The organism is Mesorhizobium sp. LSHC412B00 (assembly GCF_000503035.1).
Taxonomy (GTDB): domain Bacteria; phylum Pseudomonadota; class Alphaproteobacteria; order Rhizobiales; family Rhizobiaceae; genus Mesorhizobium.
Genome location: NZ_AYWB01000009.1, coordinates 102139 through 122707 on the forward strand (window position 1 = coordinate 102139; position 20569 = coordinate 122707).

Sequence of the window (20569 nt, forward strand, 5' to 3'; positions counted from 1 at the left end):
ATAGCACGCCCCTCAGAGGGGGGTGGGAAGGATCGCTACGGAGGGTGTTGGGCTTGAGTCCAAAGCCGGCCTAAAACTGGAATTCCATTCCCCCTCTCGCCGGTTGATTGGCACGATCTACCTTCATTCCGACTGCAAACGGCCGGAAAAGAAGCTACGCTGCCGCTCTGCCCCCGAGGCGGTCGCTTGTTCAAGGGAGCACATCGATATGAGCGAGCACGGAAAAGCTGCGCCAGGCAGTTCGGACGGCGCGTTATCCCGCCTGCGTCCGCCCTACGCCTCGGTGCTCGACCTCATCGGCCAGACGCCGGTGGTCGAACTGACCAAATTCGACACCGGCAAGTGCCGGCTGTTCATCAAGCTCGAAAGCCAGAATCCAGGCGGCTCGATCAAGGACCGCATTGCGCTGTCAATGATTGCCGCGGCCGAGAAGGAAGGCAAGCTCAAGCGCGGCGGCACCATCGTCGAGGCGACCGCCGGGAATACCGGCCTCGGCCTCGCCCAGGTCGGCATCCCCAAGGGCTACCGCATCATCCTCGTCGTGCCCGACAAGATGTCGCGCGAAAAGATCCAGCATCTGCGCGCGCTCGGCGCCGAAGTGCGCATGACGCGCTCCGATGTCGGCAAGGGCCATGCCGAATATTACCAGGACATGGCCGAGAAGATCGCATCGGAAACGCCCGGCGCCTTCTACGCCAACCAGTTCGCCAACCCGGCCAACCCCGAGGCGCATGAGACCACCACCGGACCGGAAATCCTTGCCCAGCTCGATGGCGACCTCGACGCCGTGGTCGTCGGCGTCGGCTCCGGCGGTACGCTGACCGGGCTTGGCCGCTACTTCGCCAGAACATCGCCGAAGACCGAAATGGTGCTGGCCGATCCCGTCGGATCGGTGCTGGCGCCGCTGATCAAGACCGGCAAGATGGAAGAGGCCGGCAGCTGGACCGTCGAAGGCATCGGCGAGGATTTTGTGCCGCCCAATGCCGATCTGTCGCTGGTCAGGAAAGCCTATTCCATCCCAGACAAGCAGAGCATGCTGGCCGTGCGGGACCTGCTTTCGAAGGAAGGCATTCTCGCCGGCTCGTCTTCCGGCACGCTGCTGTCGGCCGCGCTTCGCTATTGCCGCGAGCAGACGACAGCAAAACGCGTCGTCACCTTCGTCTGCGACAGCGGCAACAAATATCTGTCCAAGGTGTTCGACGATTTCTGGCTGGCCGAGCAGGGGCTGGCCGAACAGGAACAGCATGGCGATCTGCGCGACCTCGTCATGCGCTCGCACCGCACCGGCGACACCGTTTATGTCGGCCCCGACGAAAGCCTGCTCAACGCCTATGGCCGCATGCGCCGCTCCGATGTCTCGCAGCTGCCGGTGCTGGACAATGGCAAGCTGGTCGGCATTATCGATGAGGGCGACATCTTGGCCAAGGTCGACGGCCCCTATGACGGCCGCTGGGACCGCTTCAACGCCCCGGTGCGCACCGCCATGACCTCCAATCTGCACACGCTGCAGGCCAGCCAGACGCTGGATGCGCTGCTGCCGGTGTTCGACCGCAACGAGGTCGCCATCATCTTCGATGGCGACGAGTTCGTCGGCCTGATAACCCGTATCGACCTGATCAACCATTTGAGGCGCGCACGATGACTGCTGAAACACCCCCATCGGGCAAGAACCGCCTGGCTTTTTCCACGCGCACCATCCATGGCGGCCAGAGCCATGACCCGCTGACCGGCGCGGTGATGGTGCCGATCTACGCGACCTCGACCTATGGCCAGCAGTCGCCCGGCGTGCACAAGGGGTTTGAGTACGCCCGCAGCCAGAACCCGACCCGCTTTGCCTTCGAGCGCGCGGTGGCCGATCTCGAAAGCGGCTCGGCCGCCTTTGCCTTTGCTTCTGGCCTGGCGGCGATCTCGACGGTGCTGGAATTGCTCGACAGCGGCGCGCATATCGTCGCCACCGACGACATCTATGGCGGCTCGTTCCGGCTGATGGAGCGGGTGCGCAAGCGCTCGGCCAATCTGCAGGTCTCCTTCGTCGATTTTACCGACCTCGCCGCTGTCGAAGCCGCTATCCGTCCGGAGACGAAACTGCTCTGGGTCGAAACGCCCACCAATCCGCTCCTGCGCATCGTCGACCTCGAAGGCGTTGCGGCACTCGCCAGGCGCAAGGGCGTATTGACGGTCGCCGACAACACGTTCTGCAGCCCCTACATCCAGCGGCCGCTGGAACTCGGCATCGACATTGTCGTCCATTCGACGACAAAATATCTCAACGGCCATTCCGACATGGTCGGCGGCGTCGCCATCGTCGGCGACAACAAGGATCTCGCCGCCCAGCTGAAATTCCTGCAGAACGCCATCGGCGCCATCTCCGGTCCCTTCGACAGTTTTCTCGCGCTGCGCGGCATCAAGACCCTGGCGCTCAGGATGGAGCGGCATTCCACGAACGGCCTGAAGATTGCGCAGTGGCTGGAGGCGCGAAAAGATGTGCGCCGCGTCGTCTATCCCGGCCTGGCCAGCCATCCGCAGCACGCCATCGCCGTCCAACAGATGCATGCCTTCGGCGGCATGATCTCGGTCGACCTCGACCGCGACCTCGCCGGCACCAAACGCTTCCTCGAACGGACGCAATTGTTCACGCTGGCTGAAAGCCTCGGCGGCGTCGAAAGCCTGATCGAACACCCGGCGCTGATGACGCACGGCTCGATCCCGGCGGAAAAGCGCGCGGAAATCGGCATTTCGGATTCGCTGGTGCGGCTGTCGGCGGGGATCGAGGATGGCGATGATCTGATCGCGGATCTGGAGCAGGCGCTGCGGGGGTAGGCGTACCGGATGCGTACCGATGACAATGAGGGGCGGCGCTGACCGTCGAGATTAAATCCCAATCCGCCGCGCGTTAACACATTCAGCAGCTTTTGCTTAACTCTTCGCCGCTATGTCCCGCCCCGGGGAGGCATGGCGAGAGTGAGTGTGATGGACAACAACCCGGAAAAGCGCAGCGAATGGCGAGCCATTTTTTATGTGCAGGCCCGCGTGGCCATCCTGTTTGTCCCGGTCGTCGCCAGCCTTCTGATCATTGCCGCTCTTGCCGGCAACGACCACAGTTCCGACGCCCTCGACCGCACGGTTACGGGCTCGGTGAAATAGCGGCGCGGCCGTCGGCTTGCCTGCCCGGGAACGGCCGCCTCAGAAAAACTTCGGGATCGGGCCGTTCTGCGGCGTCACGTCGCCTTCCAGGTCGATGAACGCCTCGTCGACAAAGCACCAGGCCCAGCCTTCCGGCGGGTCGTAGCCTTCGATGATAGGGTGCTTGGTGGAGTGGAAATGCTTGGTGGCGTGGCGGTTGGGCGAGTCGTCGCAGCAGCCGACATGGCCGCAGGTACGGCAGAGCCTGAGATGCACCCACATGGAGCCGCTCTTCAGGCACTCCTCGCAACCGAGCGCGCTCGGCGTCACCGTCTTGATGTCGCGCGTGTGTTTGCATTCATCCATTATGCTCTCCTGGCCAGTTCGGGCGCTGCTGCGTCGGGTCGCGCGAGATAGGCGTGCAAGGCAGCCACCACCTGGGCGCCTTCGCCGACGGCGGCGGCGACCCGCTTGACCGAGCCGGAGCGCACGTCGCCGATGGCGAACACGCCGCTGCGGCTGGTCTCCATCTGGCCCGCCCCTATGTCGGCGCCGGTGCGCACGAAACCCCTGGCGTCGAGCGCGATATCGCACCCAGCCAGCCAATCGGTGTTGGGGTCGGCGCCGATGAACAGGAAGAGATGCTGGATCGGCCGCGTCTCGACGCCGCCGGGGTTGCGCCAGCGCAACTGGGTGAGATTGCCGCCTTCGCCTTCCAGCGCCTCGATCTCGGTCTCGCCAAGCACCTCGATGTTGGGTTGCGCCTCGATACGCTCGACCAGATAGCGCGACATGGTTTCCCTGAGGCCGCCGCGGCGCGCCAGCATCGTCACCTTGCGCACCTGGCTAGCGAGATAGACCGCCGCCTGCCCCGCCGAATTGCCGGCGCCGACCAGCGCCACTTCTTGCCCTGTGCATAGCCGCGCCTCGATCGGCGAGGCCCAGTAATGCACCGACGTGCCCTCGAACTCGGCCAGCTTGGCGAAGCCGAGGCGGCGGTAGCGCGCGCCGCTGGCGATCACCACGGTGCGCGCGCGCAGGCTTTCACCGTCGCCGACGGTAAGCGTGTAGCCCTCGCCTGCTGCACCGAGCAGCTTGGCCTCGTCCGGGATGACTATTTCGACGCCGAATTTCTGCGCCTGGTTATAGGCGCGCGCCATCAGCGCCATGCCGGAAATGCCGGTGGGGAAACCCAGATAGTTCTCGATGCGCGCGGAGGCGCCGGCCTGGCCGCCGAAGGCGCGGCAATCGAGCACGATGGTCAACAGCCCTTCGGATGCCGCATAGACTGCGGCGGCCAGCCCCGCCGGCCCGGCCCCGACAATGGCGACGTCATAGACCACATCGGGATCGATCGGCCGCAGCAGGCCGATGCAGCGGGCAAGTTCGGTTTCGCCAGGATTGTGCATCAGCTTGCCGTTGGGGCAGAGCACGATCGGCAGATGGTGCGGGTCGACATGAAAATGCTCAATCAGCGTCTTGGCGCACGGGTCGCTGTCGGAATCGAGCGCGCGGTGCGGCTGGCCGCTGCGGCGCAGAAATCCCTGCAGCCGCAGCGTGTCGCCATTGCCGGCCGGGCCGATGACGACCGGCCCGCTCGAGCCGCTTTCCAGAAGCCCGACGCGGCGCAGGATCAGCGCCCGCATGATCCGCTCGCCAAGGCTTGCCTCCTGCACAATCAGGTCGCGCAGCCGCTGCGAGGGGATGACGAAGGCCTCGACCGGCTCGGCCGCCTCCGCATTGACCAGCGACGGCCGGCTGGAAAGCTGCGCCAGCTCGCCGATGAAATTGCCGGGACCATGAGTGACGATGGTCTCGCGCCGGCCGGGCCTGACATCCTGGGTGATATCGACCGTGCCCGACAGGATGACGATCAGCCCCGGCGCCACGGTGCCGGCGGTGACGATATGCTCGCCGGCGGCATAGGAACTCGCCTCGCCGAACCGGCGCATGCGCTCGATATCGGCGTCGCCCAGGATGGGAAACATCTGGTCGCGGCGGGTGACGGTGATCGGCTGGGTGGGTGGGGCCATAGGTGCGAACGTAGCGCCGAGACGGCCGGGTTTGAAGTGGTTTGTTGGAGGACTGGCCGGAAGGGGAGGTGGCTCCCGCGCCAGCTGGTTCGGATGCTTCGCATGGCCCCGCGCTGCAAGGCAAACAGCGCGCCGACCAGTGCGACCTTTATAAGGGCGAGCCCGAGCAGTACCGTCGGCAGTCCTCGATCACCGGTGTGTTGCAGGAGCAGCGCGCCGACGGTCGGCGCCGGGCTATCGCGTTACGCCAAGCGCCTGAGGTGCGGTGGTATCCTTGGGCTCCCCGAAGGCAGATCCTGGCGAAATCCCATTCGTCACATCTTTGTAGAGCGCTATCGGATGCGGGCGCCCCACCAGATATCCTTGGATTTCGGGACATCCTTCCTTCATCAGGAAGGCACGCTCGTCCTCTGTTTCGACACCCTCCGCGATGACAGGCAAGGCCAGCGCATTCCCCAGGCTGAGTATCGTGCGCACGATGGCCGCCGATTGGACATTCGAACCGACACCCGAAACAAAACTGCGATCGATCTTGATCTTGTCGAATGGAAACGCCTGCAACGAGGACAGCGAGGCATACCCCGTGCCAAAATCATCCATCGAGACCCTGACGCCCAACGCCTTCAACCTCCGCAAAACCGACAAGGCGGTTGCCCGGTCGCGGATGAGAACCCCTTCCGTGATTTCCAGTTCCAGCCGCCCCGGAGCAAGGCCGGTCTCGTAGAGGATAGAATGAACGAGGCCTACCAGGTCGCCGAAACGGAATTGCACGGGAGAGAGGTTCACGGCGATCTGCAGCGGTGAGGGCCAGGAGGCCGCGTCTCTGCACGCCTGCCTGAGCGTCCATTCACCTATCTCAACGATCGTGCCATCCTGTTCGGCAAGCGAGACAAACGCGTTTGGCGAGATGAGCCCATGCTTTGGATGGTGCCATCGGGCGAGTGCCTCGAAACCGAAGATTTCGCCGTCCATCCTGGCTTGCGGCTGATAATGAAGCACAAGTTCGCCATGGGCGACCGCAGAGCGCAAATCTCGCTGCAAGGCGTAGCGCTCTCTTAGCCGCTTATCCATCTCAGGATCGAAGAATTGCACCATTCGACGACCGTCCGCCTTGGCCCGGTACAGCGCTGCGTCGGCATTTGCCATCAGCGCCGCGGCATTCTCTCCGTCTTTCGGATAGATCGCCGCGCCGATGCTCACCCCGATCGAAATGTGCTGGCCTCGGATTTCGAATTTGCCTGCCGCCGATTCGAACAGACGGTCCGCAACGTCCTTGGCACTCGCGGACCGGTCATCCATGGCCAGGACAACCGTGAATTCGTCGCCGCCCATGCGCGCGATAAAGGCCTCAGGCGCCGCGGTTTGGAGACGCCGGGAAATGGTGCAAAGCAGATCGTCGCCGGCGGCGTGCCCGAAAACGTCGTTCGCCTCTTTAAAATGGTCAAGGTCGATGCTGAAGACGGCAAAGCTGGCGTGCGTTGCTTTTGCGCGCTCGAGCGTCGTGGCCAGGTGTGCTGCAAGCGCGGCTCGGTTCGCTAGGCCGGTAAGCGGATCGTGGTGCGCGAGATGCGCGATTTCCTCATGCCGTGCCATCAGTTCGGTGCGCGCTACGTTCATGTTCTCGCGCGCGTCGTCCAGGCCGTGGGCGGCTTCCCTCACCTTGTCCTGGAGCAGGTTGAAGCTTTCGGCCATCTCTCCAAGTTCGTCACGAGAGTTTACTGTAACCGGCATGATATTCACGGAGGCATGCGCCGCAGCGAGGTCTCCCCGCCCCAGGGCGACCATGGCGAGAGAGAAATCCTTCAGCGTTCCGGATGTCAGACGCTTTGCCGCGTTGCTCACCTCGGTCGCCGAATGGGTGATCATTCCCGGCAAGATCAGGCCAACGCTGATGGTCAGCAGCGCGACAACGACAAAAATGTCCTCCAGCGCGGCGACCAATGAAGTGTCGCCTTGGGGAACGCTGCCGATCGCCAGGAAATAGCCGGCACCGTCAAGCACGAGCACAAAAAGCATGGCTCCGGTAAGCTTCAGGTGAAGCGTATGTGGCAGCAAGGGTAGACCGAGTGCGTATCGATCCTCCATCGTGCGCCAGGCGTAGAGCGCAGCACCCGAATATGCCAAAGCCAGACCGAACAGGACGGTAGGAAGGCCAAATTGCTGAAATCCCAGTATGGCGGTCAACAGCCATATTGCAGCCGCGCCTACGCCAAGGATGATCGTTCCCCTGGGAGCCCGGAAGGGTCGCTCGGCTTCGGGACTATCACGGCGCAAGAGCCAGACTGCGATGTTTGGCATGCAGATGCTGATCAGGTACGTAAAATTGGCCGCGGCGATCATCCAGAGCGGATACCCGCACAGCATGAAGCCGATTGCCGCGGCAGCTGTGAGCAGCGTTGCCGCCCAGGGACAATCTGTTGAGGTGCGCCTGGCCAGGAAGCTCGGCAGCAGGCCGTCTTCGCTCAGCTGCGCAAGGGTCCGCGCGGCGCCTGCCAATGGCTGCAACGTTCCATGGAACATGTTCAGCATGATGAGCCAGATGGCGGCCGCCTTGCCGAAACTCCCCAACAAGGGCGCAAAGGTGGGCCCGAGAGCTATGGCGAGGTCGGTGCCGAGCGGCTCCGGCCCGAGCACACCCAGCCAGACAACCGGCAGGACCAGGAAATAGACGCCGGCCATTGCGGCGCTGGCCCACATCGCCAGAGGAATGTTGCGGTTGGGATCGATGGTTTCGCCAACATGGCAGGCTGCAGCCTCAAATGCCGGTGCGGCAAACCCGATCAGGTACAGTCCCGCCATCACCGACGTGATGTCGCCGAACAGGCCGGTAAACGGGCTGGTCAGGGCAAAATCCGTCGCCTGCCGCCAGTCGACCGAGCCACTGATGACCGGGACGAGGGATGAGAGAAACGCAAGCGTCGCGGAGGCAGTGGCGATCGGGATCGCCAGTTGGACCACCCACTTGATTCCACACAGGTTGACCGCCGTAAAGAATGCGATGAGCCCGCAGGCGACCGCCTCCACGGGGAGGCCCGGCAGGTACCATTGCTGTATTGCAGACGCTGAAAGAACCGCTGTCAGTCCGCAGGTCGGCACCCAACCCCACCAATAGCAGGTGCCCGTCAGAGCCGAGAGAACGGGACTGTAAGGTCGGAAGGCTTCGGCGCACGCTGCAGAGATACCGCCGACGCGGTTTGGCCACATGAGAACCAATTCGGTCCACGCAGGCGCGGCGGCCCAGCCTAGAAGCAGACCAACAACCAGCAAAGGAACCGCAGCGCTTCCTTGACCGGGAATATTCCCCTGGCCGACAAAAAGGGCGGCAATCAGAAACAGGCTTTGATTGCTGCCACCCATGGCGAGCGCTGTCGTGCCCATCCATCCCAAGGTTCTCGGGTGCGGTCGTGAAGGCGTGAGGCCCGGCATTCAGAGACATCCATTCGAGTGCGGAGCGCTGTCTGACTGGCGAATGTAACCTGCGGAGATATGTCTGTCGAACGTCGCGCTCCCGAAGTCAAAGTTGGACCTTAGGTGAGACGTATTAAGACTTCGTACAAAACCAGATCCGCCCGATGATCGCTGTCAACTTGCGGTAGCTGCGGTTCAATCATGCTGATGCCGGCCCGAATGGATCGATCTCCTCAAATCTGGGATATCATATCAATTTTATCTAATCACCCACTATGAGGGATAGTCGCGAATACAGCCTAATATCGATTATTATCGACAAATCTCGTGATTGCGGCGCTATCATCCGAAGGCGGCTGAAGTCGACTGTAGATCGCTAATCACATTGACCGCTTTTTGACTTCGTACCTCGCCATCGTGGGGGCAAGCACCGAGACTTCACGCCGTGCCTCAAGTTGGAGCTAACTTGTGCGAGCACGCCGTATAGCCCCGCGTTGCAGGGCAAACAGCGCGCCGACCACGCTGGGCGCGGCGGTCGGCCTTGGCGCGCTGGTGGGTCCTTCCCAGGCCGGCGCCCGTACGGTCGATATGGCGATCGCTCGCTACCATCATCCGATCTGCACCAAACTGGCCTCGGTGACATTTCTGACCATAGGCGTGGCGACGCTCTGGACCGGCCTGCCCGGTTCTGCCGGCCGCGGTGATTTTCTATGGCGCCCGCATCGGCTAGCATGGCCGGGTATCGTCACATGCGGCGACATGGTGTTCTGGACGATGCTTGAGCGCGACGCGACCTCGCCAGCGGGCACGCCTTCGACGCCGGCCCGTAGCAGGAATGTGTTCAGCACCAGAACACTTGGGATCAGCGTTGCGGGAGCCTGCAGACGTGAGTACTCCGCCTCACAAGCCTTCCGGCTGGTCCTCGAGGACGAACGACGCTGCAATCAGGTCATCGCCGCTGATGCGGCCACTGCCGCCAACCATGATGGATGCGACTTTCTGAAAGGTCTTCATGTCGGCCTCTGTTATGCGCGCATCGCGCATTCTCGCCCTGAGAGAACCCAGGCGGGTATCAAGGGCTGGCGATGTCTCTACGTCATCGATCATCTTCGATCATCCTGGAGCGCAATGTGAAATCCGCTGCCCGCCGCCATGGCCGGCGGCGGGCGGCAGCTATTCGATCAGTCGTAGACCTTCACAATTTTCCGGGTGCCGGGATCGACCAGGACGGTGCGGTTGTCGACCACGACGTAGCGGTATTTGACGTTGGGAACTTCGTGCAGCTCGACCGTATCAGGCAAGGCACTGCCGACGTTCAGCTCCACGCCCGGGATCTTCACCGAAGCCAGCGGCTGCTTTTTCACATATTCGCGGACGACCGTATCCTGCTCCGGTGTGATGACGACATCCTGAGCTGCGGCGCTGCCGACCCCAGCCAAAAGCAACAAGCCTGCAGCGGCACTTGCAAAGTGGATTTTCATGGTTTTCTCCTCGCGTAATCCGGCGACGGCACCACGCCTGTTCGCCGAGGGACCGAACTTGAGATCAGCCAGATTGTTCCTGTGACTTCAGTCCGCGGCGAACCAGACCAAAGTCGGACATCAGCTAAGACCCAAGTCCCGAGGCGGAACGTTCAAGCGGGGCAGGCGTTTCCCAAATGCAGCTAAATAAAACAGGAGAGGAACACATGGCCGACGGCCCAACTGTTGTTAATTCGGGTGGTGGGGGCGGCACTGCAATTGCTGTTGTTCTTGCACTTATTGCAGTCGTAGTATTGCTTATTTTTACCGGCGTCATCAATATCCGCGGCGACGGCGGCAAGGATATCAACGTCAAGGTTGAAGCGCCAAAGGTGGAAGCTCCGGCTGCACCCGCAAAGCCTGCGGCACCTGCCCCAGCCCCTGCGAGTGGCGGCTGATCTGCTCGTATCCACGCTTCCGAACTGACCTATGAAAAGGAAATTCCCATGACCAGATATTTCGTCAGCGCCGCCGGCGCCCTCGTCCTTGTGGCGGGCATCGGCACCTCGTTTGCCGAGGATGTTATTGTTCTCAAGCCCGAACAACAGACGATCGTTCGCGAATATATCCATAAGCAGAAGCTGGCCTCAGTCAGTTTGCTCGGCGTCGAACTCAATGTCGGCACGGCACTTCCAGACACTGTCGAGCTCCACGCAATCGACGTTCCGGATGTCCGCTACAAGTATACGGTTGTCGGAGATCATGCGGTTCTCGTCGATCCCGACACGCGCAAGGTCGTGCAGATCATCGAATAACGCGCGAGCCCGCCGCTCCGGTCTGGAGCGGCGGGCTGTGGCTGCCCTGTGAAAGTCTACGGGCAGCCTTTTCTCAACGGGAGGATGTCTGATGTTTAGCGACAAGGAAACTTGGGTCCTGGAAGCTGCCTTACTCGCGGCAATTCCAATTTGCGTAGCCGTCACCGCACTCGTGGCATTTTTGACCGCGGCCTGGATATGAATCGCTTCCTGTTTGTGATGGGCGACTTTCTATCCCGGCCACCGGGCTTCTATGTCCTTCTTGTAGCCATGCTGCTCTGTACTGCGTTGGTGCCATTCGGCCTGACCAATGTGGTCACCTACGCATTGTCGGTAGCGGCCATCGTGATCACCGGCGTTGTGCTGATCCAGGGTTACCGCGACACGGCCGCCATTCACGCCAAGCTTGATGAGATTATCGTTTCGCTGAATGAGACCAGAAACGATGTCGTCGGCTTGGAGCATGCCGAGCCGGAGGAGATTCGGGAGAAGCTCCAGACACTCGAAGAAGAAGCAATGAAAGCGGTTCGCCCGCCGCATTGACCCTCCGCTGGACTATCTGTCATCCATCAGCAAAAAAGCCCGGGAACCGGGCTTTTTTGCTTCGCGTCTAAATCATTTCGGACTTATCCGAAACGGGAATTTGGTGCCCAGAAGAGGACTCGAACCTCCACTCCTTGCGGAACACGGACCTGAACCGTGCGCGTCTACCAATTCCGCCATCTGGGCTGGTGCGGGCTCATGTAAGCGGGCAAACGATATGTGTCAACGCGCTTTTTCGAGGGCCTCTGCCTGCCGGCTTAGTTTCCCGGGGGTCAGCGCCGCCCCTCACCTGCCTGCCGGCATCCTCTCCCCTTACAGTGACGGGGAGAGGGGCGCTCTCATCGATGATTTTCGCCGGTCACCTGCGTCACAAGAAGAGCGCCGAGGCTGCGGCCAGCCCTTTCTCCCCGTCACTATACCGGGAGAACTGCCCGGCAGGGCAATGAGGGGCAGCGCCGACTTGGCGAATGCGCTGGCCGAAAACCTCACCCCTCCAGCACGTCCTTCGACGCCACGGTGGAATCGGCGTTGAGCTTGTAGATCACCGGCACGCCGGTGCCGAGCTCGAGCTTGACGATCTCCTCGCCGCTCTTGCCGTCCAGCGCCATGATCAGCGCGCGCAGCGAATTGCCATGCGCGGCGACCAGCACGGTGCCGCCTTTCAGAACATGCGACTGCATGTCGTGCAGGTAATAGGGCCAGACGCGGGCGCCGGTGTCCTTCAGGCTTTCGCCGCCGGGCGGCGGCACGTCGTAGGAGCGGCGCCAGATGTGCACCTGCTCTTCGCCCCACTTCTGACGCGCGTCGTCCTTGTTGAGACCGGAGAGGTCGCCGTAGTCGCGCTCGTTCAGCGCCTGGTCGCGGATCGTCTTCAAATCGCTCTGGCCGACCGCGTCGAGAATGTGCTGGCAGGTCTTCTGCGCCCGGATCAGCGCCGAGGTGAAGGCAATGTCGAATTTCAAGCCGCGTGCCTTGAGCTTCTGGCCGGCTTCCTTGGCCTCCTTGTGGCCCTGCTCGGTAAGGTCGACATCGCGCCAGCCGGTGAACAGGTTCTTCAGGTTCCATTCGCTCTGGCCGTGGCGCACGAGCACGAGAGTTCCCGACATGTTTGCTCCTTCAAAATTGTGGATAGTTTAGCTCAAGCCGAGCACGTCCCGCATGGAATAAAGTCCGGGCTTTTTACCGCGCGCCCAGAGCGCGGCCTTGACCGCGCCGCGGGCAAAGATGGCGCGGTCCTCGGCATGGTGCGACAGCGTGATGCGCTCGCCGGTCCCGGCCAGGATGACGCTGTGGTCGCCGACCACCGAGCCACCGCGCAAGCTGGCAAAGCCGATCGTTCCTGGCTTGCGCACGCCGGTATGGCCGTCGCGTGACCGCACATCGTTGCCGGCAAGGGAAATGCCGCGTCCCGCCGCCGCCGCTTCGCCGAGCAGCAAGGCGGTGCCCGAGGGCGCGTCGACCTTGTGCTTGTGATGCATTTCGAGGATCTCGATGTCGAAATCCTCTGGACCGAGCGCGCGCGCGGCCTGCTCGACCAGCACCGCCAGAAGATTGACGCCGAGGCTCATATTGCCGGATTTGACGATCGTCGCGTGGCGCGCCGCGGCCTCGATCCTGGCGTCGTCTTCCGCCGAGCAGCCGGTGGTGCCGATGACATGGGCAATGCGTGCCTGCGCGGCATAGCCTGCGAATTCGACGGTGGCTGCCGGCATGGTGAAATCGAGCACGCCGTCGGCCTTGGCGAACACCGGCAGCGGATCGTCGCCGATCGTCACATTGATGATGCCGATGCCGGCAAGCTCGCCCGCATCCCTGCCGAGATAGGGCGATCCGGTTCGTTCGACCGCGCCGACGACGCGGGCGCCGGGGATCGAATGGATGGCGCGGATCAGCGTCTGGCCCATGCGGCCGGCCGCCCCCACCACCACCAGGCCCATTTCGCTGGATTCGCTCATGCTGTTCTCCCCACCGCCTTCTTGGCGCGGCTGCGCCGGACCGGAGTTTGGACGGGCTTCGAGTCGTCGACAAGCCCCAGTCCGTTCTTGCCTTGAATGCGGTGGAAGCGGGCGTAGACACTGTTTGGATCGGCCATCAGTGCGGCATGGGTGCCTTCCTCGACCAGGCGCCCCTCTTCAAGCACGATAATGTGGTCGGCGTTGACGACCGTCGACAGGCGATGCGCTATCACGATGGTGGTGCGCCCTTCCATCACGTGGGTCAGGGCCTCCTGGACGCGCGCCTCGGCCTCGTTGTCGAGCGCCGAGGTCGCTTCGTCGAGCAAAAGGATCGGCGCGTTGCGCACGATCGCCCGGGCAATCGAGACGCGCTGGCGCTGGCCGCCGGAAAGTGTCGAGCCGCCCTCGCCGACGGGCGTGTCGTAGCCCTGCGGCTGCTGACGGATGAACTCGTCGGCCGCCGCCAGCACCGCCGCCCGCTCGATCTCGGCGTCGGTCGCCGAAAGTCGGCCAAAACGGATGTTGTCGCGTATGCTGCCTTCGAACAGATAGGGCGCCTGCGAGACATAGGCGATCGAGCCGCGCAGCGAGTGCTTGGTGACTTTGGAAATGTCCTGGCCATCGATCTCGATCGAACCCTTGTCGACATCGTAGAAGCGCTGCAGCAGCGCCACGAGCGTCGTCTTGCCGGCACCCGAGGCCCCGACCACCGCCGTAACCTTGCCGGCCGCGGCGGTGAAACTCAGGTTCCTGATCACCGGCATGTCGGCGCTGTAGCCGAACGTCACATTGTCGAAGCGAACCTCGCCGGTGGTGATCCTGGCTTCGACCGCGTCGGGCGCATCGCCCTGTTTAGGCTCCAGGTCGAGCAGCTCGTAAATCATCCGGGCGTTGACCAGGGCACGTTCCATACCGACCTGCGTACGAGCCAGGCGCCGTGCCGGATCGTAGGCCATGATCAGCGCGGTGATGAAGGAAAACACAGCGCCTGGTGGTTGTCCGAGCACCAGCGCCCGGTAGCCGGAATAGGCAAGGACGGAGGTAATGGCGAGACCGCCCAAAATCTCGGAAATCGGCGACAGCCGCTCCGCGACCCGGGCGATCTTGTTGTTACGCTGCTCGGCCGTATCGGCCATGATGCCGATCCGGCGCGCCAGCTCGGCTTCCAGGGTGAAGGCCTTGACGATGGCGATGCCTTGCGTGGCCTCCTGTACCGACCCGTTCAGCCGCGAGTTGATCAGCACCGATTCCCGGTTGATGCGCCGCAATCGGCGGGTGATGTAGACGACGGCCCAGATCAGCGGCGGCCCGATCAGCAGCGAGCTGAGCGACAACACCGGATCCTGGTAGATCATGACGCCGACGAGGGCGATCAGCGAGACCGCGTCGCGGCTGATGGAGGTCAGCGTCAGCGACAGCAGATCGCGAACGCCGCCGACATTCTCGTTGACCTGTGCCGCCAGCCGACCGGAACGCGTATCGTTGAAGAAGTCGACGCCGAGCTTCATCAGATGGTCGAAGCTGCGCTTCTGGTAGCGGGCGACCAGATTGTTGCCGATCTTGGCCAACGCGACCGCCTGGCCGTAACCGGCGAAGCCGCGCAGCACGGAGGCGGCCATGAACCCGGCGCAGATCCAGACGATCATGTCGCCGCGTCGTTCGTAGAAGATCTCGTTGATCATCGGGGCCATGATCCACGCCGTGAAGGCGGTGGTGGCGGAAACAATCAGCAGGCAGCCGACGGCAACGACATAGGTCCAGCGATATTCACTACCGTTTTCGGCCAGGATGCGGCGCAGCACCGCAGTGACCTCAGCTGGCTGGACTTTCAGTTTGAGTGGACTTTGAGCGGTCAAATCGCGGGCGCTTCGTGGTTTGCTAGAGCATGATGCCGAAAAGTGTGAAGCGGTTTTCGGACGACATCATGCTCTATCTCTTTGATTTAGAGCCGGATGATTTCAGGTCGATTCGATCTGAAATCAACCGGCATCTAGGGATGCCAGGCTGGAATTCGGCCCCCTCTTAGCGCCCCGGCTACGGCTTGCCTATGGCGAAACTTCGTCGCGGCTCGAGGTCAGGGTCACGAAAGCGGCAGCCATTTCCAGGAACAGACCCATGTTCGGGACGAAATGGATCATGCCCGCCAGCGCCGCCCCGCGGTCTGGACGCCGAACAGCGACGGGTTGCGGGCATAGGCGGCAAGGCCCAGAAGCGCTGCCAGCGGGTGGGTGATGACATAGACCGGCATCGAGGCCATCAGCGCGCTGTGCGGCGCTTTGTCCTCGAAGGCGGCACGGAAACTGCCTTCCTTCAGTGCCGGAACGATCTTTTGCGCGATGCCGCCGGTCAAAAACACGCCGCCGCGGCTCATGAACACCAGCGCGAGGTCGCCGGCGGTTCGGCCGAGGCAGGTGACGAACAGCGCCAGCGCTTCCTCGGCAACCGGGTCGGTCTTGGCCAGCGCCGCCCCGGTAATTTCGGCCGGCGTGGTGAACGGCGCCGGCTTGCCGTCGGCCTTGGCGACCGCCCGGTAGACATTGACCAGACCGCGCCCGCACAGGATCTGCTCGCCCGAAATGCGGCCGTCCAGCTTTTCGATATGCGGGAACACCTCGAAATCGCGCGGCGTCCGCGGACCGATATCCATGTGGCCGCCTTCGCCAGGCACCGGTATCCAGTGGTGGAGGGCATGAACCAACCCGGCGACGCCGAGGCCGGTGCCGGGACCGAGCACGACACGCCCGGCATTCTCCTCCGGCGCGCCGCCGCCGATCTTTTCCATGTGCTCTTCGCCGAGCGCCACGACGGCCAGCGCCTGCGCCTCGAAATCGTTGAGCACGACGATGTCGCCCAGGCCCAGATTGGCAAACATCTGCTTCGGCTTCACCACCCAGGGACAGTTGGTAAGCGGGATCTCGTCGCCATCGACCGGTCCGGCGATGGCCAGCACTGCCGAATTCGGCCGGATGGACGACCGGTCGAGCACCGCCGCCTGGATCGCCTCGTCTATGGTGGCGAAATTGGCGGTTTGCACGATATGCGGCTCACCGGCTTCCGAATTTGCGTCGAGCACGATCGAAAAGCGCGCATTGGTGCCGCCGATGTCGCCGATCAGCACTGGAAACCGCAACGCGGTGTCGTCGTCGCCTGACATGCTCTTGCTCGTCCCCTTTGCGGCGCCGTTGCGACCGTTTCAATCGCCCGGTTTTCAATCGCCCGGTGTTCAATCGCCCGGTGTTCAATCGATTGACTAGCGCATGGCCCCGGAAAGGGAAAGCGTCAGTTCGCCATCACTGTCCGACGTTTGCCGGCGGCCGTCGCCTTGGCAGGGGAATGCCGATCTCCGGCGTGGCGGTGAAGGCGTTGGCTGCGTTTGGCAAGCCGCCCGCATTGCCCGCAATAGGCGGAGGCGCGTCGGGTTCCGGCGCCCTGGCGGCGATCGGCACGCCGCCGCCGCGATAGGTGACGGCTTCGGCCGAGTCCGCGTCGGGCTGGTCAAGCACGAACTGGCATTGTTTCGGCAGGTTCGCCATCGTCATCAGGTCGCGCGCCTTGGGCGCATCCGGGTTCTTGTTGGGGCGCCACGGCTCCTCGGTAAACCACCAGGCCAGCGGCTTGCCGCAGCCGTCATCGTCGGGCGTCGCTTCCTGTCCCTTGCAGTTGGGCGAACCCCGCTGGCAGCCGATGCGGATGTGGAAATGATAGTCATGGCCCCAGAACGGCCGGATTTTTCTCAGCCAGGTACGGTCGCCGGTGACGGTGTCGCACAGCTTCTTCTTGATCCCAGGATTGACCAGGATGCGCTCGACTTCCGGATAGCTCGCCGCGCGCTTCAACAGCTTGGTATGCATCGGCTTCCACAGCCTGTCCTTCACCAGATGCGTCTTGTCGTCGACCATCAGCGTGGCGCTGATGTTTTCGCGCTCCTGGGTCGTAAGCTTGCGGTCGGGCATCGGCGTCAGCCAGATGTCGGCGTCGAGGCCGATCTGGTGCGAGGCGTGCCCGGTCAGCATCGGGCCGCCGCGCGGCTGCGAAATGTCGCCGATCAGAAGCCCCGGCCAGCCGTCGGCGGCGGCATCGCGCGACAGCTTCTCGATCAGCGCAATCATCGTTGGATGACCCCAGCGCCGGTTGCGCGAGGGACGCATCACCTCCCAGTTCTGGCCGTCCATCGGAATGGCGACGCCGCCGGTGAAGCAGCCCTTTGAATAGAAGCCGAAGGATTGCGCCGCAGCCACCGCCGGCAGCTTCTTGGCGCCGAACAGGTCTTTTGCCCGTGGCTCGGCCGTGATTGCGCCCGCCACCAGCCCGGCCAGCGCCACGATCGCCAGCGCCGCCGTCAGGAACGGCCGTCTGCCGGTCAAGGATCGCATCGAAATCGTCATGAACCCCACTGCAAAAGTCCGCAACACAATCGAATCATATCACCCTCGGGCTCGCGTTTCGATTATCTACCTTCATCGGGCTGCGCGGCTCGCCGTCGCGCCAGCTGCCGTCGGCCCACATCCGATCGAACGCCTGGCGGTAGTCCGGATAGCGGAACCGGTAGCCCGCTGCCTTGATCGCGGCGTTGGCGACGCGCTTGTTCTCGCCATAGAAGGACCGCGCCATGGGCGAAAGTTGGGCGGTCTCGAAAGGAATCTCCGGCGGCGGCTCGACGCCCATCAGCGAAGCGGCATAGGTGACGACATCCTGCGGCGGCGCCGGCTCGTCATCGGTGATGTTGAAAATGCCGCCTCTATTGCCACCGATGAGGTGCCAGAGCGCGCCGGCGATGTCGTCGCAATGGATGCGGTTGAACACCTGGTCGGGCTTGACCAGCCGCCTGGCCGTGCCGTTTTCCAGATTGACCAGCGCGTTGCGACCCGGCCCGTAAATGCCGGAAAGCCGCAGGATGGCCACCGGCTTGCCGGTCTCGAGTCCAAGCTGCAGCCAGCCCCGCTCGGCCGCCACTCGCATCGACGAGCGTTTCGACACCGGCCGGCATTCGGCCGTTTCATCGACCCAGGCACCGTCATAATTGCCATAGACGCCGACGGTCGAGAGATAGCCGATCCAGCGAAGCGCCGGCATCGCCTCGATCGCCTTGCGCGCGGCGAGAAGCACAGGGTCGCCGGCCTCCTCCGGTGCCACCGAGACGACGAGATGGGTGGTCTTTTCCAGCGCATCGCCGATTTCAGGGGTCAGGGCGCCGTCGAACAGCAGCGGCGCGATGCCGACCTGCCGCAGCGCGTCGAATTTTTCCGATGAGCGCGTGGTGCCGAAGATCGTAATCGCCTCCGCATTGGCCCGTGCAAAGGCTTTGCCCGAATAGCCGGCGCCGAAGATAAAAACCTGTTTTTCGCTCATGCATGCGCCTCGATTGGCAATGCGGACAGCCATTCGTCCTGCACTGTAGTGTCGGTTTCGGTTTTCAAGTAGACCGCCGCCTGCCCGTTGAATTCGGCGGCCGTCACCAGCCGCGCCAGCGCCCAGATCGCCGCGCCGCGCACCAGCGGCGAGGCATCGCCAAGGAGGGCGCGCACCGGGCCGGCCAGCGAAACATCGCCGGAATTGCCGGCGGCGGTCAGCACATTGCGGACAAAGCGGTCGCGGCCGATGCGCTTGATCGGCGAGCCGGAGAAAAAGGTCCGGAACGCCGTGTCGTCCAGCTGCAACAGTTCCGCCAGCGGCGGTTCGCGCAGTTCATCGCGCGCGGCGAGCTTGGCCTCCGAGGCGGCGCGGGCGAACTTGTTCCACGGGCAGGCGGCGAGACAATCGTCGCAGCCATAGATGCGGTTGCCGATCTTTTCGCGGAATTCTTGCGGGATCGGCCCCTTGTTCTCGATGGTCAGGTAGGAGATGCAGCGCCTGGCATCGAGCCGATAGGGCGCCGGAAAGGCATCGGTCGGGCAGGCGTCGAGACAGGCGCGGCAGGAACCGCAATGGTCTACCTCGGTCGAATCTGGCGTGAGCTCCGCCGTGGTGAAGATGGTGCCGAGAAACAGCCAGGAGCCGTGCTCGCGGCTGACCAGATTGGTGTGCTTGCCTTGCCAGCCGAGCCCGGCGGCCTCAGCCAGCGGCTTTTCCATCACGGGCGCCGTATCGACGAAAACCTTCACGTCGCCGCCGGCCCGCGCGACGATCTTGCCGGCGATCTCCTTCAGCCGGCCCTTCATCACCTCGTGATAGTCGCGGTTTTGCGCATAGACCGAGATCGCGCCGAGATCGCGCCTTGCCTGCAGCGCACGCGGATCGTGGTCGGGGCCGTAATTCATTGCCAGCACGATGATCGAGCGCACCTCGGGCCACAGCGTCGAAGGCTCGCTGCGGCGTTGAAGCGTCTCCGCAATCCACGCCATCGAACCGTGAAAACCATCGGCGACGAATTCTGCCAATCTGGCAGGCGCCAGCGGGATCGCGTCAGGCGTGGTGACGGCAACCGCATCGAAGCCGGCGCGCCGCGCCTCGGCGTCGATCAGCGCGCGCAGGGTTTGGCTTCTAGAAGTCGAGGTCCGCATAATGCGAAACCGGCGACAGGCCGCGAACCCGGTCGGAGAGCAGCGGCCGGAACGACGGCCGCGATTTCACCCGCGTGTACCATTCGCGCGCCGCGGCATGCTCGCGCCAATCGATCTCGCCGAGATAATCCAGCACCGACAGCGTCGCCGCTGCCGCCAGGTCGGCATAGGTGACCTTGCTGCCGGCCAGCCAATGACGGGTGCCGGCCAGCCAGTTGGTGTACTTCATGTGCTGGCGAATGTTGGCGCGCGCCGCGCGGATCGCCGCCGAATCGGGGGAACCGCCGCCCGCCGTTTCCGGCATCACCGGCTTCAGCACGCGCTCGCGCACCAGATGCCGGGTCACTTCGCTCTCGGCCTTGTTGAGATACCAGTCGGTCAGGCGGCGGATTTCGGCGCGCTGCATCGGGTCTTCCGCAAACAGGCGCTTGTCGCGCTTCAGGACACCACGTGTTTCGTCGAGATATTCAGCGATCACCATGGCGCCGACGATCGGCACGTCGCCTTCGGCCAGCAGGATCGGCAAGGTGCCGGCGGGGTTCAGCGCCAAAAACTCCTTGCGCCGCGTCCACGGTTTTTCCTCGATCAGCGCCAGCTCCTCGCCATATTCGCCGAAGGCGAGGCGCACGAAGCGGCAGGTGGCGAACATCGGGTGATGGAAAAGCGTCAGCATGATTCCGCGATATTAAGGCGCACTGGCGAATCGCCGTCCGCACCGGTAAGTCTTGGCGG

At 63.3% G+C, this 20569-nt stretch carries 19 protein-coding genes and 1 tRNA gene; 7 read left to right on the plus strand and 13 right to left on the minus strand.

Going from position 1 to position 20569, the window contains the following annotated elements; all coding sequences use genetic code 11:
- Positions 1 to 208 precede the first annotated feature (208 nt).
- The 3 genes from X757_RS147030 to X757_RS1000000166700 all read left to right on the plus strand — a co-directional run bounded on the left by X757_RS147030 (position 209) and on the right by X757_RS1000000166700 (position 3144).
- Positions 209 to 1642: a pyridoxal-phosphate dependent enzyme gene (locus X757_RS147030; protein ID WP_023692936.1), complete on the plus strand. Its 1434-nt coding sequence runs from the start codon at positions 209 to 211 to the stop codon at positions 1640 to 1642.
- Positions 1639 to 2820, plus strand: coding sequence for a PLP-dependent aspartate aminotransferase family protein (locus tag X757_RS147025; protein ID WP_023726733.1), 1182 nt, complete (start codon positions 1639 to 1641; stop codon positions 2818 to 2820). The genes X757_RS147030 and X757_RS147025 overlap by 4 nt, the downstream gene beginning before the upstream one ends.
- Positions 2821 to 2970: 150 nt before the next feature.
- On the plus strand, positions 2971 to 3144 hold the full coding sequence (locus tag X757_RS1000000166700) for a hypothetical protein (protein ID WP_023681211.1): 174 nt from the start codon (positions 2971 to 2973) through the stop codon (positions 3142 to 3144).
- A 39-nt stretch (positions 3145 to 3183) separates the two neighbouring features.
- Here the strand turns inward: X757_RS1000000166700 and X757_RS147020 are convergent, their stop codons facing one another.
- From X757_RS147020 to X757_RS1000000168550, 3 genes are all read right to left on the minus strand, one after another.
- Positions 3184 to 3489 carry a UBP-type zinc finger domain-containing protein gene (locus X757_RS147020; RefSeq protein WP_023726734.1) on the minus strand — a complete coding sequence of 102 codons (306 nt, stop codon included), beginning with the start codon at positions 3487 to 3489 and terminating at the stop codon, positions 3184 to 3186.
- Positions 3489 to 5156, minus strand: a complete 1668-nt coding sequence (locus X757_RS147015) for an FAD-dependent oxidoreductase (RefSeq protein WP_023726735.1) — start codon at positions 5154 to 5156, stop codon at positions 3489 to 3491. Before X757_RS147015 ends, X757_RS147020 begins: the two co-directional genes overlap by 1 nt.
- 234 nt (positions 5157 to 5390) lie before the next feature.
- Positions 5391 to 8582, minus strand: coding sequence for an amino acid permease (locus tag X757_RS1000000168550; protein WP_081731338.1), 3192 nt, complete (start codon positions 8580 to 8582; stop codon positions 5391 to 5393).
- A gap of 450 nt (positions 8583 to 9032) precedes the next feature.
- On the opposite strand from X757_RS1000000168550, the gene X757_RS1000000169545 reads away from it, so the two are divergent.
- Complete coding sequence (locus X757_RS1000000169545; RefSeq protein ID WP_198024410.1) at positions 9033 to 9698, plus strand: hypothetical protein; 666 nt, start codon at positions 9033 to 9035, stop codon at positions 9696 to 9698.
- A gap of 47 nt (positions 9699 to 9745) precedes the next feature.
- Here the strand turns inward: X757_RS1000000169545 and X757_RS147000 are convergent, their stop codons facing one another.
- On the minus strand, positions 9746 to 10045 hold the full coding sequence (locus X757_RS147000) for a DUF1236 domain-containing protein (protein WP_023687568.1): 300 nt from the start codon (positions 10043 to 10045) through the stop codon (positions 9746 to 9748).
- Positions 10046 to 10251: 206 nt separating this feature from the next.
- Here X757_RS147000 and X757_RS1000000166710 point away from each other — a divergent pair, with 206 nt between their 5' ends.
- The 3 genes from X757_RS1000000166710 to X757_RS146990 all read left to right on the plus strand — a co-directional run bounded on the left by X757_RS1000000166710 (position 10252) and on the right by X757_RS146990 (position 11382).
- Positions 10252 to 10482, plus strand: coding sequence for a hypothetical protein (locus X757_RS1000000166710; protein ID WP_033001362.1), 231 nt, complete (start codon positions 10252 to 10254; stop codon positions 10480 to 10482).
- A 48-nt stretch (positions 10483 to 10530) separates the two neighbouring features.
- A complete protein-coding gene (locus tag X757_RS146995; RefSeq protein ID WP_023726736.1) occupies positions 10531 to 10839 on the plus strand; it encodes a DUF1236 domain-containing protein in 309 nt (102 codons plus the stop codon).
- Between the two features lie 198 nt (positions 10840 to 11037).
- Complete coding sequence (locus X757_RS146990; RefSeq protein ID WP_023672069.1) at positions 11038 to 11382, plus strand: low affinity iron permease family protein; 345 nt, start codon at positions 11038 to 11040, stop codon at positions 11380 to 11382.
- A 101-nt stretch (positions 11383 to 11483) separates the two neighbouring features.
- Here the strand turns inward: X757_RS146990 and X757_RS146985 are convergent.
- The 9 genes from X757_RS146985 to X757_RS146945 form a co-directional block, all read right to left on the minus strand.
- Positions 11484 to 11568 (minus strand) — tRNA-Leu (locus X757_RS146985).
- Between the two features lie 299 nt (positions 11569 to 11867).
- Positions 11868 to 12488: a 2,3-bisphosphoglycerate-dependent phosphoglycerate mutase gene (locus X757_RS146980; protein WP_023672068.1), complete on the minus strand. Its 621-nt coding sequence runs from the start codon at positions 12486 to 12488 to the stop codon at positions 11868 to 11870.
- A 27-nt stretch (positions 12489 to 12515) separates the two neighbouring features.
- Positions 12516 to 13337: a 4-hydroxy-tetrahydrodipicolinate reductase gene (gene dapB / locus X757_RS146975; RefSeq protein ID WP_023726737.1), complete on the minus strand. Its 822-nt coding sequence runs from the start codon at positions 13335 to 13337 to the stop codon at positions 12516 to 12518.
- Positions 13334 to 15193, minus strand: a complete 1860-nt coding sequence (locus X757_RS146970) for an ABC transporter ATP-binding protein (protein ID WP_023681221.1) — start codon at positions 15191 to 15193, stop codon at positions 13334 to 13336. The genes dapB and X757_RS146970 overlap by 4 nt, the downstream gene beginning before the upstream one ends.
- Before the next feature lie 278 nt (positions 15194 to 15471).
- Positions 15472 to 16491 carry a glucokinase gene (locus X757_RS146965; protein WP_023726739.1) on the minus strand — a complete coding sequence of 340 codons (1020 nt, stop codon included), beginning with the start codon at positions 16489 to 16491 and terminating at the stop codon, positions 15472 to 15474.
- Between the two features lie 136 nt (positions 16492 to 16627).
- Entirely contained in the window at positions 16628 to 17710 is a 1083-nt protein-coding gene (gene mepA, locus X757_RS146960) for a penicillin-insensitive murein endopeptidase (protein WP_373432844.1), read from the minus strand.
- 46 nt (positions 17711 to 17756) lie between these two features.
- Positions 17757 to 18686, minus strand: a complete 930-nt coding sequence (locus X757_RS146955) for an SDR family oxidoreductase (protein WP_023687563.1) — start codon at positions 18684 to 18686, stop codon at positions 17757 to 17759.
- Positions 18683 to 19837, minus strand: a complete 1155-nt coding sequence (queG, locus tag X757_RS146950) for a tRNA epoxyqueuosine(34) reductase QueG (protein WP_023726741.1) — start codon at positions 19835 to 19837, stop codon at positions 18683 to 18685. Before queG ends, X757_RS146955 begins: the two co-directional genes overlap by 4 nt.
- Complete coding sequence (locus X757_RS146945) at positions 19818 to 20510, minus strand: glutathione S-transferase family protein (RefSeq protein ID WP_023672063.1); 693 nt, start codon at positions 20508 to 20510, stop codon at positions 19818 to 19820. Before X757_RS146945 ends, queG begins: the two co-directional genes overlap by 20 nt.
- Between the last annotated feature and the right edge of the window lie 59 nt (positions 20511 to 20569).

Coding starts and splice junctions, on each gene's coding strand:
- X757_RS147030 (WP_023692936.1), top strand. CDS start 209: ATGAGCGAGCACGGAAAAGCTGCGCCAGGCAGTTCGGACGGCGCGTTA.
- X757_RS147025 (WP_023726733.1), top strand. CDS start 1,639: ATGACTGCTGAAACACCCCCATCGGGCAAGAACCGCCTGGCTTTTTCC.
- X757_RS1000000166700 (WP_023681211.1), top strand. CDS start 2,971: ATGGACAACAACCCGGAAAAGCGCAGCGAATGGCGAGCCATTTTTTAT.
- X757_RS147020 (WP_023726734.1), bottom strand. CDS start 3,489: ATGGATGAATGCAAACACACGCGCGACATCAAGACGGTGACGCCGAGC.
- X757_RS147015 (WP_023726735.1), bottom strand. CDS start 5,156: ATGGCCCCACCCACCCAGCCGATCACCGTCACCCGCCGCGACCAGATG.
- X757_RS1000000168550 (WP_081731338.1), bottom strand. CDS start 8,582: ATGCCGGGCCTCACGCCTTCACGACCGCACCCGAGAACCTTGGGATGG.
- X757_RS147000 (WP_023687568.1), bottom strand. CDS start 10,045: ATGAAAATCCACTTTGCAAGTGCCGCTGCAGGCTTGTTGCTTTTGGCT.
- X757_RS1000000166710 (WP_033001362.1), top strand. CDS start 10,252: ATGGCCGACGGCCCAACTGTTGTTAATTCGGGTGGTGGGGGCGGCACT.
- X757_RS146995 (WP_023726736.1), top strand. CDS start 10,531: ATGACCAGATATTTCGTCAGCGCCGCCGGCGCCCTCGTCCTTGTGGCG.
- X757_RS146990 (WP_023672069.1), top strand. CDS start 11,038: ATGAATCGCTTCCTGTTTGTGATGGGCGACTTTCTATCCCGGCCACCG.
- X757_RS146980 (WP_023672068.1), bottom strand. CDS start 12,488: ATGTCGGGAACTCTCGTGCTCGTGCGCCACGGCCAGAGCGAATGGAAC.
- dapB (WP_023726737.1), bottom strand. CDS start 13,337: ATGAGCGAATCCAGCGAAATGGGCCTGGTGGTGGTGGGGGCGGCCGGC.
- X757_RS146965 (WP_023726739.1), bottom strand. CDS start 16,491: ATGTCAGGCGACGACGACACCGCGTTGCGGTTTCCAGTGCTGATCGGC.
- mepA (WP_373432844.1), bottom strand. CDS start 17,710: ATGCGATCCTTGACCGGCAGACGGCCGTTCCTGACGGCGGCGCTGGCG.
- X757_RS146955 (WP_023687563.1), bottom strand. CDS start 18,686: ATGAGCGAAAAACAGGTTTTTATCTTCGGCGCCGGCTATTCGGGCAAA.
- queG (WP_023726741.1), bottom strand. CDS start 19,837: ATGCGGACCTCGACTTCTAGAAGCCAAACCCTGCGCGCGCTGATCGAC.
- X757_RS146945 (WP_023672063.1), bottom strand. CDS start 20,510: ATGCTGACGCTTTTCCATCACCCGATGTTCGCCACCTGCCGCTTCGTG.